General features: G+C 45.0%; 11 protein-coding genes. 10 read left to right on the top strand and 1 reads right to left on the bottom strand.

Going from position 1 to position 14,538, the window contains the following annotated elements:
* Nucleotides 1-333: 333 nt before the first annotated feature.
* The 10 genes from KKZ03_RS16015 to KKZ03_RS15970 all read left to right on the top strand — a co-directional run bounded on the left by KKZ03_RS16015 (nucleotide 334) and on the right by KKZ03_RS15970 (nucleotide 14,008).
* The gene (locus KKZ03_RS16015) at nucleotides 334-3,141 is read left to right on the top strand and encodes a type I restriction-modification enzyme R subunit C-terminal domain-containing protein (protein ID WP_243217798.1); all 2,808 of its coding nucleotides are present in this window, start codon (nucleotides 334-336) and stop codon (nucleotides 3,139-3,141) included.
* Nucleotides 3,138-4,838: a hypothetical protein gene (locus KKZ03_RS16010; RefSeq protein WP_243217797.1), complete on the top strand. Its 1,701-nt coding sequence runs from the start codon at nucleotides 3,138-3,140 to the stop codon at nucleotides 4,836-4,838. Before KKZ03_RS16015 ends, KKZ03_RS16010 begins: the two co-directional genes overlap by 4 nt.
* Before the next feature lie 2 nt (nucleotides 4,839-4,840).
* Nucleotides 4,841-6,547: an ATP-binding protein gene (locus KKZ03_RS16005; protein WP_243217796.1), complete on the top strand. Its 1,707-nt coding sequence runs from the start codon at nucleotides 4,841-4,843 to the stop codon at nucleotides 6,545-6,547.
* A complete protein-coding gene (locus KKZ03_RS16000) occupies nucleotides 6,544-7,332 on the top strand; it encodes a hypothetical protein (RefSeq protein ID WP_243217795.1) in 789 nt (262 codons plus the stop codon). The genes KKZ03_RS16005 and KKZ03_RS16000 overlap by 4 nt, the downstream gene beginning before the upstream one ends.
* Complete coding sequence (locus tag KKZ03_RS15995) at nucleotides 7,329-8,786, top strand: class I SAM-dependent DNA methyltransferase (RefSeq protein ID WP_243217794.1); 1,458 nt, start codon at nucleotides 7,329-7,331, stop codon at nucleotides 8,784-8,786. The genes KKZ03_RS16000 and KKZ03_RS15995 overlap by 4 nt, the downstream gene beginning before the upstream one ends.
* Before the next feature lie 69 nt (nucleotides 8,787-8,855).
* A complete protein-coding gene (locus KKZ03_RS15990; protein ID WP_243217793.1) occupies nucleotides 8,856-9,194 on the top strand; it encodes a DUF262 domain-containing protein in 339 nt (112 codons plus the stop codon).
* Nucleotides 9,195-9,302: 108 nt separating this feature from the next.
* The gene (locus KKZ03_RS15985) at nucleotides 9,303-11,051 is read left to right on the top strand and encodes a DUF262 domain-containing protein (protein ID WP_243217792.1); all 1,749 of its coding nucleotides are present in this window, start codon (nucleotides 9,303-9,305) and stop codon (nucleotides 11,049-11,051) included.
* A 318-nt stretch (nucleotides 11,052-11,369) separates the two neighbouring features.
* Nucleotides 11,370-11,933: a plasmid pRiA4b ORF-3 family protein gene (locus KKZ03_RS15980; protein WP_243217791.1), complete on the top strand. Its 564-nt coding sequence runs from the start codon at nucleotides 11,370-11,372 to the stop codon at nucleotides 11,931-11,933.
* A gap of 12 nt (nucleotides 11,934-11,945) precedes the next feature.
* Nucleotides 11,946-13,520, top strand: coding sequence for a bifunctional aminoglycoside phosphotransferase/ATP-binding protein (locus KKZ03_RS15975; RefSeq protein WP_243217790.1), 1,575 nt, complete (start codon nucleotides 11,946-11,948; stop codon nucleotides 13,518-13,520).
* Between the two features lie 23 nt (nucleotides 13,521-13,543).
* Nucleotides 13,544-14,008, top strand: a complete 465-nt coding sequence (locus KKZ03_RS15970) for a CreA family protein (protein ID WP_243217789.1) — start codon at nucleotides 13,544-13,546, stop codon at nucleotides 14,006-14,008.
* A gap of 49 nt (nucleotides 14,009-14,057) precedes the next feature.
* Here KKZ03_RS15970 and KKZ03_RS15965 read toward each other — a convergent pair whose 3' ends face one another.
* The gene (locus tag KKZ03_RS15965; RefSeq protein ID WP_243217788.1) at nucleotides 14,058-14,495 is read right to left on the bottom strand and encodes a hypothetical protein; all 438 of its coding nucleotides are present in this window, start codon (nucleotides 14,493-14,495) and stop codon (nucleotides 14,058-14,060) included.
* Nucleotides 14,496-14,538: the final 43 nt, after the last annotated feature.

The following is a 14,538-nucleotide window of genomic DNA, read 5'->3' as shown; positions in this document are numbered from 1 at the left end:
AAACAGTTCCGTAATACTTCATCGTATATCCTACGAAAACTCATCATCAACTGGCAGACTAGCAATGGCAATGAATTTTCCAAACAGAAATGGAACATACTTGGACGATGTTCATTTAATATCAATTGACCACAGAAAACCAGTATAATGTTGTTTTACTATGGAAATTTAGATGTCGTTCGTTATAGCCTACTAGCTTAATATGGATAAAAAAGCGGCTTATCTCCCAGATGAGCATCAAATAATGAGCTAAGTTTTGATGCATTTGACTCGTTTTGCATTAATAATAAAAGTTGTGTTTTTTGCTCAAGACAAGCGGAATAAATTAAATAAGTGGAAATTGAGCAAGGACAAACCAGCATGCCCCCGGAAGTCAAAGCACGGCAACTGATCGACCAGAAACTCGAACGGGCGGGCTGGACAATTCAGGATATGAAGCAAATCAACTTGGGTGCAGGCCAAGGCGTTGCGGTGCGTGAATATCCCACTGACACTGGACCGGCGGACTACGTGCTGTTCGTCAATCGAGAAGCCGTGGGAGTGATCGAAGCCAAGCGTGATGAAGCTGGTGAGAACCTTACCGTGACAGAAAGACAGACCGAGCGTTACGCCAACGCTACCCTGAAGTGGCGAGTGCAAACCACTCCGCTGCCTTTTCTGTTCGAAAGTACCGGCCAGATCATCCGTTTTACCAATGGCCGCGACCCCATACCCCGCTCACGCGAGTTGTTCCACTTCTTTAAGCCGGAACAACTGAGCTTATGGTTGGCTCAGCCAGAAACTCTGCGCCGCCGACTGGCCGAGCAGATGCCTGTGTTACCCGAGCGCAACCTGCGCGACTGTCAGGTCAGTGCTGTTACCGGACTGGAAAAATCTCTTGCACAAAACAAGCCCCGCGCCCTCGTACACATGGCCACCGGCGCAGGCAAAACCTTTACCGCCATTACCTCGGTCTATCGCTTGCTAAAGTTCGGCGGAGCCAAACGTGTATTGTTCCTGGTTGATACTCGTAACCTCGGCAAGCAAGCGCATCAGGAATTCATGGCCTACTCGCCGCCTGACGACGGACGAAAATTTACCGAGCTCTATAATGTGCAGCGTCTGGCATCTTCGACCATTGATCCCCATTCGCAGGTTTGCATTTCCACCATCCAGCGTATGTATTCGATATTGTCTGGTGAACCCATTGACGATTCAGCTGAAGATGTCTCGCTTAACGAGCTTCAGCAAACTTCGAAACAAGCCAAGCTAGTGCGTTATACATCAGTCATTCCAGTCGAAACCTTTGACTTCATTATCATCGACGAGTGTCATCGCTCCATCTACAACCTGTGGAAGCAGGTGCTTGACTACTTCGATGCCTACCTTATTGGCCTGACAGCCACGCCGGACAAACGCACCTTCGGCTTCTTTAACGAAAACATTGTTGCCGAATACACCTATGAGCAATCTGTGGCCGACGGTGTTAACGTGGGTTACGATGTCTTCGAGATTGAAACTGAAATTACCCAAAAAGGTTCGATACTTAAAGCCAAAGAATGGGTTGATCACCGCGACCGTCAAACGCGCAAAAAACGATGGGCTGAAACCGAAGAAGACGCGCTCTACACCGGCAAAGAGTTGGACCGCTCCGTCGTCAACATTAGCCAGATTCGGCAAGTGATCCAGGCCATGAAAACAGCGGTGGAAAACCAAATTTTCCCCAGCCGCAAGGAAACTCCAAAAACACTGATCTTTGCCAAGACCGACAGCCATGCTGACGACATTATCAATATCTTGCGCGAAGTTTACGGTCAGGGTAACGCCTTCTGTAAAAAGGTCACTTATAAAGCCGAAGAAGACCCGGACAGCATTCTCAGCAGCTTCCGCAACGACTACAATCCGCGCATTGCCGTCACCGTTGACATGATCGCGACCGGTACCGACGTTAAACCGCTGGAAGTGCTGCTGTTCATGCGCGATGTGCGCAGCAAAGGCTACTATGAACAAATGAAAGGTCGCGGCGTCCGCAGCTTGGGCTTTGACGACTTAAAACGTGTCAGCAATAGCGCCGATAGCGCCAAAACCCGCTTCGTGCTGATTGATGCCGTTGGCGTGGAGAAGTCGCTTAAAACCGAATCCCGCCCGCTGGAGAAAAAACCCGGTGTCGCCCTTAAAGATTTACTGCAAGGCATCGCCATCGGCCACCGCGACGACGACACCGTATTAAGTCTTGCCAATCGTTTGCTGCGTTTATCCAAACAATTGGACGACAAAGCTCAGGCCCGCATCGAAAAAGTGTCCGGCGGCATTCCCGTCAGCGAACTTGCCAAGCGGCTGATTACCGCAATTGACCCCGACAAAATCATCGAAGCCGCTCTGTCGACAGCAAAAGCCCAAGGCATTACCCGTAGCGATGACTCGCTTACCGAAGATGAAATCAGCGCCGCCCGTGCCCAGCGCGTTGCCGCAGCCTGCGAGCCGTTTGATAAACCCGAACTGCGCGAGCAAATCGAATCCGCTCGCCGCGAACGTGAACAATTGATCGACCACCTTAATCTCGATCAAGTCACCTTTTCCGGCTACAGCGAGCAAGCCGAAGCGCAGGCACAAAAAATTATTCAGACCTTCACCGATTACATCAACCAGCACAAGCAAGAAATCGAAGCCTTAAGTTTCTTTTACCAACAACCTTACCAACGCCGCACGCTAACCTTTGAAATGATCGATGAATTGCACGATGCCTTAAGCCGCCCGCCGCTGATGCTGACCACCGAACGGCTGTGGAGCGCCTATGCCCGAGTGCAAACCAGCCAAGTGAAAGGTGCAAACAGTAAGCGCCAATTGACCGACCTGATCGCACTGCTGCGCTTTGCCATCGGCCTAGATACCGAACTCAAACCCTTTAGCGAACAGGTCGATAAACGCTTTCAAGAATGGATCTTCCGCCACAATGCCCGGCGCACCACGGCATTTAGTGCCGAACAAACCGAATGGCTACGGATGATCAAAGACCACATAGCCAGTAGTTGCAGTATCAGTCGTGATGATTTCGACTATGCCGAGTTTGCGGATAAAGGCGGGTTGCAGAAGGTTTGGACGGTGTTTGGCAAACAACTGGATGAATTGATGACAGAGATGAATGAGGAGTTGGTGGCGTGAGGGGTTTACCTAGTTCTTGGTTGCAGATTGGCTTTGATGAAGCCGTTGAACTCATCTCGGATCGTGGATTTCGCATTAAACAGAAAGACTATTTACCAGCAGGCGAACTACCTGTAGTTGATCAAGGTGAAGGTCTGATCGGTGGATATACCAATGACTTGAATGCGAAAGTTAATTCACCAGTTCCGGTGATCGTTTTTGGTGACCACACCCGCCGTTTCAAGTTCGTGAAATTTCCGTTTGCTGTTGGAGCGGATGGAGTCAAGCTATTTGCCCCGACTGCGCTTTGGGACCCGATGTTTGCGTATCTACAGCTCGGAACTATTGATCTTGAGAATCGTGGGTATGGTCGCCATTACCAGCACTTACGCAAAGAATTTCTGGCCTTGCCGCCTGCGGCTGAGCAAACTCGCATCGTCGAAAAACTCGAAGAAATGCTGTCCGATCTCGACGCCGGGGTGGGCGAACTCAAGGCCGCACAGAAGAAGTTGGTGCAGTATCGGCAATCGCTGCTGAAAGCAGCAGTGGAAGGTGAGCTGACTTCCGAGTGGCGTACAACAAACCAACCTGAAGAAACCGGCACTGTATTGCTGGAACGCATCCTCACCGAGCGCCGAATCTTCTGGGAAGCCAAGCAATTAGCAAAATTTAAAGAACAAGGTAAAGCTCCGCCTAAAGGCTGGCAAAGCAAATACCCCGAGCCGGCCAACCCTGATACTAGCGATTTGTCGGAATTGCCGGAGGGGTGGGTTTGGACGAGCTTGGATATGCTAGGTGAAATTGCATCAGGCGTTGCTAAAGGAACAAAACGCAACCCTGATGTCCAGGTTCGCGAAGTACCGTATTTACGGGTGGCCAACGTGCAGCGCGGCTTTCTCGATCTTTCCGAAATAAAGACCATTTTGGCCACTGAGCGCGACATTGCGGAATTAACATTACAAGCCGGTGATGTGCTGTTTAACGAAGGTGGTGATCGAGACAAGCTTGGACGTGGCTGGGTGTGGAGTGATGAAGTTGCCAATTGCATTCACCAAAACCACGTATTCCGCATGCGCCTGTATTTGCCAGAGGTATTGCCAGAGCTGATCTCGCATCATGGCAATACTTTCGGCAAATTGTGGTTCCAAAACGCAGGCAAGCAAACGACCAACTTGGCATCAATTAACATGACTATGTTGCGGATGTTTCCTGTTCCCTTAGGCCCTGCATCAGAACAAAGAGAGCTATTGAGTCAACTCGAATTGCAGATTGAAAACCTTAATCGCCAAGAGAATGCGGTAGAGCTTTCCCTCAAACAATCTGCCGTCCAACGCAAAAACATCCTCAAAGCCGCTTTTTCCGGCCAGTTGGTGCCGCAAGCCCCCAACGAAGAACCAGCCAGCGTGTTGCTGGAGCGTATTCGTGCAGAAAGGGCTGAGCGCGAAAAGCAGCCGAAGGTGCGTAAAACCAAACAACAAAAGGAGATCGCCGCCGTGGTGAGCAAATTAATTGACGTGCTCGGCGAGGCGGGCGATTGGGTGACAGCCCAAGAAGCATTTCGTCGCTGCGGTGTGGCCGATGGTGCTCAGACCGAGCAAATTGAAGCGCTGTACGCCGAACTGCGCATGCTGGATAAAGCGGGTCGTTTGGCGGTAGAGGCGGTTACGGACACCCAAGGCCGTAAACTGCACGATCGGCTGAAGCTGTTGGCGACCTGACCATGCGCCTGGATAAACTTACCATTGGCAGCGCCAAAGATAGCCCGACGCACCAGTTCAAGAACCTGAAAAACGTCACCATCGACTTCGATCAGGATCACTGGGTGACTGTGGTCATCGGATGGAACGGCACGGGCAAATCCAACGTGCTGGAGGCGTTGGCCATCATCTTCCGTGATTTAATTACCATGAAGCGCATGCCAGCGTTTGCCTTTGAGCTCAGTTATCGCATAGGCACGGGTGAGAGCCTATTTCATGTTTACATTAGCTCTGACCCGGATCGCAAAGCGGATCCCATTCAGTTTTATGTGGGCAACGCACAAGATATAGAGCAAATCAAAAACACTAAGCAACACGAAACATTGGGTTATTTGTTTGAAGCTAACTCTGAAGTTAAGAAAAAATTAAACAAAGCTCGCATCCATCTCCTTGATTTCTTAAAAGACGATTGCAAGTATCTGCCTCGCTACGTTTTCGGCTACTACTCAGGCGAAAGCACACGCATGCGCGACATATTCCGTCCTTACTTGGAGAAATACGATAGCAAGCTACGCAATGGCGAAGACCCCGGCCTAAAGCGTCTGTTTTACGCAATGCCTGTGCACAGTCAATTCGTGCTGCTTGCCTTCTTATTCCAGCAGTCGGACATGGTGCGGGCTTTCCTGGATGATCATTTGGGTCTTGATCCGGACGAAGGCATTGAATCGGTGCTGTTCGTACTGCGCCAACCACCCTGGAAATCAAAGGCTGCCGATGGCGACCCGCGTTTCTGGAATGCACGGGGCGTAGTACGCGACTTCCTGTCCCGCCTTTATGACATTGCTTTGGCTCCGGTTGACATCAGTCGCCGCGTGTCGACATCGATCTGGAACAAGAAAACCCTGCAGTTCAAATATCTATACGTGAAAGACATTGCCGCGTTACGGCGTTTGGTGGGCAATCAGGCTCCGGCGCAGTTCTTCCGAGATTTGGAGAGCACCTATGTCTCCGAGCTGATTGAAGAAGTGCGCATCCGCGTGCGTCTCAAGAAAAACGACGGCAGTGTGACGTTCCGTGAGCTCAGCGAAGGCGAGCAACAGTTATTGACAGTGTTGGGCTTGCTGCGCTTCACCGCCGAGGATGAAAGCCTGTTTTTGCTGGATGAGCCGGATACGCATTTGAATCCGCGTTGGTGCGTTGACTACCTGAGCTACTTGAAGTCCTTTGTGGGGCAAAACAACGAAGGTGAGGACAATAGCCATATTGTTCTGACGACTCACAATCCCTTGGCGATTGCTGAGCTTGTCAAAGAGCAAGTCCAAATCCTATACCGAGACTCCGGCGCTCGAACAGTGCATTCGGAAAACCCTGCCATGGACCCCAAGGGCATGGGCTTTGCTGGTATCATTACCAGCGATATGTTTGGTCTTGGCTCCAGCTTGGACAAGGCCACCAATACTGACCTGCTCTCATTGCACCAGCTTTCCACGCAAGCGACATTGAGCGATACCGACCGAGAAGAGCTGGTTGCAGTTCGCCAGCGCCTGGAAGGCTTGGATTTCAATTTCGGTTCACGAGATCGTCTGGAGCAGGAATATTTGCGGGCGAGATTCGATCTCGCGGCTGATGGCGAAATCGGCGGTGCAATCGTCACGCCTGAAAACAAGCAAAAGGCCTTAGATGCCTTAGTGCAAAGTCTGCTGAGCAGCTTGCAGGGGGATCGTAGGTGAGATTCGTCATTATTCCTTTACCACCAAATCTGCCAGCGCGATGGATTAAGGTTTACCCAGCAAGGGTTGCTGTCGTCAATGCACTCGTCACGCAAGAAGAGCGGTCAAAATATCTGAAGAAGAATGGCAGTTGGGGGCTGCTCAAGAAGTGGCTATCGAACGCCAGTGGACATAAGTGTTGGTACTGCGAGGCGAAGAGTAACCGTGCGGTTTTTGATGTAGACCATTTCCGACCTAAGCTCGGCATTACGGTGGATGGCGTCAAGCTGGTCGGGCATAACGGTTACTTCTGGCTGGCGTATGAGTGGTCGAACTTCCGCCTTTCGTGCCAACGGTGCAATCGGCCAGAGAAAGACGAACTTACAACATTGCACGGCAAGGCCAACGAATTTCCTCTCCAGAACGAGACCAGCCGTTGCAACGCCCCCGCGAGCCCAATTACCGCTGAAATCCCCAGGTTGCTTGATCCATGTGTTGAGGCCGATTGCGCTTTGTTGGCACACACTATAGATGGTGAGATCAAGCTCGCTGCACCTGTTGGCACTTGGGAATACCAGCGTGCGTACTACACGATTGAGCGGCTTGGTTTTAACGAATGGAACATACCTGAAAGCAAAAAAAACGATTGGCGCTTGTTGGACGACCTGATTCGCCTTGTAGGTAATCAGCCCGTCATCATCACGCACTTGCAAGAACATCTATCTCTCGATCACGAATATTCAAGCTTTTTCAGGTCAGCCATTGGCTCACATCGTGATAAAGCTTGGGTAGAGGAACTTCTATGAATACAAGCACCCTGATTCAGAAAGTCTGGAACTTTTGTCACACTCTTCGCGACGACGGCGTGGGCTATGGCGACTATCTGGAGCAACTTACTTATTTACTGTTTTTGAAGATGGCGCATGAGTACGCGCAAGAACCGTACAACCGCGATACCCATATTCCAGAAGGTTATGACTGGGCCAGTTTACGCAGTAAGGTGGGTGAACCGCTGGAAGCGCATTATCTAGCGACACTACACAAGCTAGGCACTGGGCCGGGTATGTTGGGCGCAATCTTCTTCAAGGCGCAAAACAAGATTCAAGACCCGGCCAAGTTATCTCGACTGGTGCAGATGATTGATGCTGAAAGCTGGGTGGGTATGGATGCCGATACCAAGGGCGATTTGTACGAAGGTTTGCTGCAAAAGAATGCCGAGGATACCAAGAGCGGTGCGGGCCAATACTTTACGCCGCGCGCACTGATTCAGGCGATGGTGGAATGCGTGCGTCCCGAACCGATGAAATCAATTGCAGATCCTGCCTGCGGTACCGGCGGGTTTTTTCTGGGTGCTTACAATTGGTTAACCCGCTCTGGCAACACGCTGGATAAAAAACAAAAAGAGTTTCTGCGGCATAACACTTTCCAAGGCAATGAAATCGTGCCCAACACTCGGCGCATGTGTTTGATGAATTTGTTTTTGCATAATATCGGCGAACTCGATGGCGAGCCTTCCGTGGAGCGTGCCGATGCGTTGATTGGTGATCCGGGTAAACGTTTCGATTACGTGTTAGCGAATCCTCCATTCGGTAAGAAGAGCAGCATGACCATTACCAATGAGGAAGGCGAGGAAGACAAAGACGCGTTAACTTACGAGCGGCAGGATTTTTGGGAAACCACATCCAACAAACAGCTTAACTTTCTGCAGCACATCGTCACCATCCTCAAAGACACAGGCCAAGCCGCCGTTGTATTGCCGGACAATGTGTTATTTGAAGGCGGAGCGGGCGAGAAAATTCGCAAAAAATTGCTGGAGAACTGCGACGTACACACCTTGCTGCGTTTACCCACCGGCATATTTTATGCCCAAGGCGTGAAGGCGAATGTGCTGTTTTTCGACGCTAAACCAAAAGACGGTAAGGTGCATACTAAAGGTGTGTGGATATATGACCTGCGCACTAACAAGCATTTCACGCTGAAAACAAAAACCCTGAAGCTCGATGATTTGCGGGATTTTATAACCTGCTACAACCCTGAAAATCGGCATGAGCGTAAGGAAGCCGAACGATTCAAATACTTCACCTATAGCGAATTAATAACCCGTGATAAAGCCAGTCTGGATATTTTTTGGCACAAGGATGACACTCTCGACAATCTTGATGATCTGCCGCCTCCGTATGTTTTACAGCAGGAAATCATTGAGCACCTTGAAGCTGCGCTTGCCTCCTTCCGGGATCTAGCGGTTGGACTTAAACCATAAAGGTTGAATATTTTCCGAAGATTCAAGCTGCTTGATTCGCTCTATTCAAAGATTTAAGGAAAGGTTGAGATGAGTATTATTGTTGCCAGCTGTTCGCTGGCCGAGTTGTTTGCTGGTGAACCGAGTATTATAGCCAGTGATGGCGCGCAGATTCAGGGCTCTCTCCACCTGCCAGAATATCAGCGCCCCTATCGTTGGAGGGCATCTCAGCTTCAATGCTTGCTGGATGATCTGCGCAGATACTTTAAACCAGCAACAGGTTTGCAGCCAGCTTCTCATCCGTTTTATCTGGGTAGCATTATCCTGCACCAACAAGACAGAGAGAAAGACCTCCGTCTAAATATCATAGATGGCCAGCAGCGGCTTACTACCCTAATCGTAATGTGCAAAGGTACGGAATGTCGGTAGTAAATATGGGTAGGGTTATTTTTAATGCTCTAGAACGCTCTAGAACTCGGTTTCAGTCGGCGCTAACAGCGTTTTTATTTTTCAACTAATATAATAATATAATTTAAAATGTCATTTTTCCCTCCACTGTCTGTTGCAGATGCTTTACAAAAAATCGATTACAACCAATATTTACTCCCTGCCATACAAAGAGATTTTGTTTGGACGCATAGTAAAATTGAAAAACTCTTTGATTCTTTAATGCAGGGTTATCCAATTGGCTCAATGCTTCTTTGGAGTGTTGATGGGAGAAATACTCAAAATCAAAGATTTTATGGAATATTAAGAAAATATAGAGAGCGGTACTTAATACGTTCAGAAGAGATATCAACAATAGGTATTCCAAGCTTTGAAGTTATTCTTGATGGGCAGCAAAGACTTACGGCATTATACTTAGGATTAAAAGGTTCATATGCCTACCACGGATATAACCTTGCTTGGAATGACAATGAATACTCAGTGCAAACAAGATACCTTTATTTAAATTTATTTTACAAGAAAAATGAAAAAAATAATTTAGATGATAGTGACGATGAAAAAAAATATGATTTTTCTTTTCTTAAGCCAAAGGAAGCTGCCGAAGTTAATAGTAATAAAAAATGGTTTAAGATTAGCGAAATATTAGATATCAGAGGGCTATCTCAACTAAATAGTTATTGTAAAAAAAATAATATAGAAAATGGTGAGTCGCTAGAAATTTTAAGCAGACTTCATGATATGGTACATATCGAAAAATTAATACATTACTATCTTGAGCAGAGCGCAGATTACACGAGAGCATTAAATATTTTTATACGCATTAATTCAGGAGGCGTAACACTAAGTTACTCTGATTTAGTTATGTCAACAACGATTTCAGGTTGGATGAATTTAGATGCTAAGAAAGAAATTAATGGGCTTGTTGATGAACTAATCAAAGAATTTGGATTTTTGGTTAACAAAGATTTTATTTTGAGAACATATTTGGTTTTATACAATGATGATATTAAGTTTCGAGTTGATAACTTTAGTGTAAAAAATGCAAAAGAATTTGAAACTAACTGGAATGAAATTAAAAGTGCAATTAAAGAATCTTTTCAGTTAGTAACGGACTTTGGATATACAACTAAGACACTAACTTCGTTGAATTCTGTGCTTCCAATTGTTTATTATCTTTATAAAAATGGGAGAGTGAATAATTTTTGTAAAAAAACAGCATATAAAAATGATAGAGCAATAATTAAGAGATGGTTGCATGTTGTTTTATTACATCAAATATTTGGTGGGCAAGCAGAGGGAGTTTTAAAAACAATCAGGGATACTATTAAAAAAGAATTAGTAAAAGGGATTGATATTTTTCCTGCTAAACAAATAGCATTAAGGCTTTCCAAAACTAATAAAAGTATCTCGGTTGATGAAGAGTTTGTTGAAAGCTTGTTATTTACAAGTAAAGATAATAGATATGCTTTCGCGGTATTAGCATTATTATTTCCACACCTCGATTATAAGAATAGAGACTTTAATCTTGACCATTGTCATCCATTATCGCATTTTGATAAGAAGAAGCTAAAATCAAAAGGAGTAACTTTAGACGATAATAATAGAGAATACTATACAGATCCAAGCTACTTTAATTCAGTTATTAATTTACAAATGCTTGATGAGAATGAAAATAAATCTAAAGGTGCAAAAGACTTAAATGTTTGGGTTTTAGAAGCTAATCCATCAATGAAAAAGCATTATTTACCAAAGAAGCTTGATCTTAAAGATTTTCCAGATTTTGTTGAAGAACGTGTGGAACTTTTAAAGAAAAAATTAACAGACGAACTGACCTTTTAGAATAGATAAATTCATAATAAATAATATTGATGGGTTTAGCTGCTAATTTATTTTATGCATCTATGAGTCATGGATTATTTAACGCACACGCTACTTAATAACTTTTTGTAAAGAATTTTATAGAAATGTAGTTTTTTATTTACATTATTAGATTGATATATTGTTGTTATTATAGTAATAATGCAATAAAATCATAACATTAAATGTTGGTAATTATTTACAAATTAAGTATCAGGTAAACTTAACCCTTTTAGGAGTCACCTTAGTATGCTTGTGTAAATAATATCAATAAATTTATATTTTGACGGAGTTATTAAAATGGCAACGAAGCAATCAAGGGTTATTTATCAAATAAAAATTTCATTGATGGGTGCCAAACCGCCCATTTGGCGTACTGTTTTAGTTGCCAGTGATATAGGTTTATCTGCCTTTCATGATGTCATTCAGGTTGTAATGGGCTGGACCAACAGTCATTTACACCAATTTATTGCCAATAAAACATTTTATAGTGTCCCCGATGGAGATTATGATCTGGAAACGGAAGACGAGACACAATACACGTTGGCGCAATTGTTAACAAAGGAAAAGGATTCCCTGATTTATGAATATGATTTTGGGGATAGCTGGGAACACAAAATACTGCTCGAAAAAATACTGCCTTTTGATACTGAAATTGCCTTGCCTGTTTGCCTTAAAGGTAAGCGTGCCTGTCCACCAGAAGATTGTGGTGGTATCTGGGGGTATGAAGAGCTTATTGCAATAGTTTTAGATCCCAAACATGCTGAGTATGAAGATACGCTGGAATGGTTAGGCGGGGAGTTTGATCCCGAAGAGTTTGATCTTGACGCTATTAATGATGATCTGACTGAGTATTTTCAATAGTTTGACGCTAATATGGATAACAATAAAACCCGACTGGATAGTAGTATTGCCTTGATTAAGGCTTTGTCTGAGGCCAGTGCATATCAGCATAAAATAACAGCTTTTAATCTGGTTGAAACACATATTTCCTGGGTGCTGTTAACCGGGAAATATGCCTATAAAATCAAGAAACCGGTTAACTTTGGCTTTCTGGATTTTTCTACGTTAGAGAAACGCCGGTTTTTTTGTCATGAAGAAATACGCCTTAACCGGCGATTGGCGCCCGATTTATATCTTGATGTGGTTGCAATAACCGGTAGTCCCGATCAGCCAACCATGGAAGGAAGAGGGGCGGTTATTGAATACGCCGTTAAGATGCTTCAATTTCCCGCAGGATTTACCTTAAGTGAGCTTGCCGAAAGTGGGCAATTAACTGTAAATGAAATCGATCAAATTACCGGTATTGTTGCTGATTTTCATGATGTTATCGAAAAAGCTGATATTGCCTCTCCCTATGGTCAAAGTGAAGGTATCAAACATTGGTTTAACGAGAATTTTGATCATATAAGGCCCTTGCTGGTCGATGAAAAACAAAAACAGCAACTCCAGGTTATCGAGACTTGGGGTAATGATGAATGGCATGATAAAGCCGAATTAATGGAGCTACGCAGGGGGCAAGGCTATATCCGCGAATGTCACGGTGATTTGCATTTAAGTAACATGACGCTTATCAACGGCAAGGTAACGCTGTTTGATTGTATCGAGTTTAATCCGCTGCTACGCTGGATTGATGTCATCAGTGAGCTCGCTTTTCTGGTGATTGATCTACTGCACGTTGGCTATGAGTGTTACGCTTACCGATTACTCAACCATTATCTGCAACATTCCGGTGATTATCAGGGACTGGCTTTATTGCGATACTATCTGGTTTACCGTGCGCTGGTGTGCGCCAAAGTTTCATTGTTGCGCAATGCCCAGCAATTAAATGATCCTGTCTGTAATCAGCCTTGTTTAAAATACCTTGAGTTTGTTACTCTGGCCGAGCGATTTACTACGGTAAAGCCGGTGGTTTTAATCATTACTCATGGCTATTCAGGCTCCGGTAAATCTACTTATGCCGGTCAGCTTGCCGAAAAAATGGGGGCTTTGCAAATACGTTCAGATATAGAACGTAAACGCTTATTTGGCTATCAGGCACAGTCAGATACCGGGAGTGATCTTGATAGCGGGCTTTATACCCGGGAGGCCGGACATAAAACTTATCTGCATCTTGCCGGTTGTGCAAAAAATGTCATTAAAGCAGGTTTCTCTGCCATTGTTGATGCAGCTTTTCTTAAAGCTGATCAGCGCGACTTATTTAAAAATCTTGCCGCAGAATGTGGCGTACGATTTATTATTGTTGATTTTAAGGCATCTACAGAAGCGTTATGTCGGCGTATAAAACAACGACAAAATGATGCCTCAGAAGCGACGACTGATGTATTACTCCATCAACTGCAATGGGCAGAAGTTCTGTCCGCTGAAGAACAAATTAATGTAATAACGGTTAATACCGAAAGCGATAAAGCGTTGGATAGCTTGTTTAACTGCATGCCAACAAACCACTAAAAATAAATATGATGGAAATTTCTATGAAAAAAATACTGACGTATAGCTCATTATTACTTGTTTTCTTGACACCTTCCGCGCAGTCAGAAGAAATTGGCTGTATTACTACATCGTGGAAATTGATTGGATCAAATCACAAAGTCTGCGTGCAGGCCTTTGATGATCCCAAGGTAAAAGGCGTTGCTTGTCATATTAGCCAAGCTCGTACCGGGGGTATTGCCGGGGCATTTGGCGTCGCTGAAGATCCTTCGCAATTTTCTATTGCCTGCCGTCAGGTCGGTCCCATTATTATTGATGGAAAGTTGCCGAAAGAAGAAACAGCCTTTAGCGAAGATACCTCGCTGTTTTTTAAAGAAACCAAAGTCAGTCGTTTGTTTGATGCTAACCGTAACACCTTGATTTATGTGGCTATTAGTCGAAAATTGATTGAAGGTGCACCGGCAAATAGTATCTCTACTGTTCCGATTATGCCGTGGACTGAGAAATAAATAGTGGTAGGGCAGGTCGGGTGCAGTTTATATGAACAGATTTTCTATATTACATGAATATAAAAGAGGCTAAATAAATTACGATCACCGTAATGAAAAGTACTTTTACTTTGTCGATTAACGACAAGTCTTGCCAGTAAACAATTGTGTGAGTTTTGCATTGTGTCCATATTACCGGGAGCGTTTTTTTTAACCAATAAAAAAACCGCCGCAGCGTGATCCAGAGATAATAAAGCGGTATTCCGGCAATGCCGACCAGCAAATAGAAAACAATGGTTTGAGTTTCGTGGAGTTCAGTATGAAGTAAGTGTTCGACGACATGATCCAATAGGGATTCAAGCCATTCAAACGAGATAAATAGTAACTCAAAGAAAAAATGGACTACCCCAAATAATAATCCGATAATCACATCAGGCATTGTTATTATTATGACAATGCCGATGAGAATCAAGCCGTAAAGAACCTTTCGATTAGAGGTTAAAAGCATTTGTCATCCTGCCTGTGATTTAAAAGGGGCGAAGCTAAAAACA

It is taken from the genome of Methylobacter sp. S3L5C (assembly GCF_022788635.1).
GTDB lineage: Bacteria > Pseudomonadota > Gammaproteobacteria > Methylococcales > Methylomonadaceae > Methylobacter_C.
Note: the sequence above shows the minus strand (reverse complement) of the source record. Positions and strands in the feature narration are given on the sequence as shown.

What these genes read in the sequence shown, in the direction of transcription:
- KKZ03_RS16005 (WP_243217796.1), top strand. Translation starts at nt 4,841, where the DNA reads ATGCGCCTGGATAAACTTACCATTGGCAGCGCCAAAGATAGCCCGACG.
- KKZ03_RS15995 (WP_243217794.1), top strand. Translation starts at nt 7,329, where the DNA reads ATGAATACAAGCACCCTGATTCAGAAAGTCTGGAACTTTTGTCACACT.
- KKZ03_RS15990 (WP_243217793.1), top strand. Translation starts at nt 8,856, where the DNA reads ATGAGTATTATTGTTGCCAGCTGTTCGCTGGCCGAGTTGTTTGCTGGT.
- KKZ03_RS15985 (WP_243217792.1), top strand. Translation starts at nt 9,303, where the DNA reads ATGTCATTTTTCCCTCCACTGTCTGTTGCAGATGCTTTACAAAAAATC.
- KKZ03_RS15980 (WP_243217791.1), top strand. Translation starts at nt 11,370, where the DNA reads ATGGCAACGAAGCAATCAAGGGTTATTTATCAAATAAAAATTTCATTG.
- KKZ03_RS15975 (WP_243217790.1), top strand. Translation starts at nt 11,946, where the DNA reads ATGGATAACAATAAAACCCGACTGGATAGTAGTATTGCCTTGATTAAG.
- KKZ03_RS15970 (WP_243217789.1), top strand. Translation starts at nt 13,544, where the DNA reads ATGAAAAAAATACTGACGTATAGCTCATTATTACTTGTTTTCTTGACA.
- KKZ03_RS15965 (WP_243217788.1), bottom strand. Translation starts at nt 14,495, where the DNA reads ATGCTTTTAACCTCTAATCGAAAGGTTCTTTACGGCTTGATTCTCATC.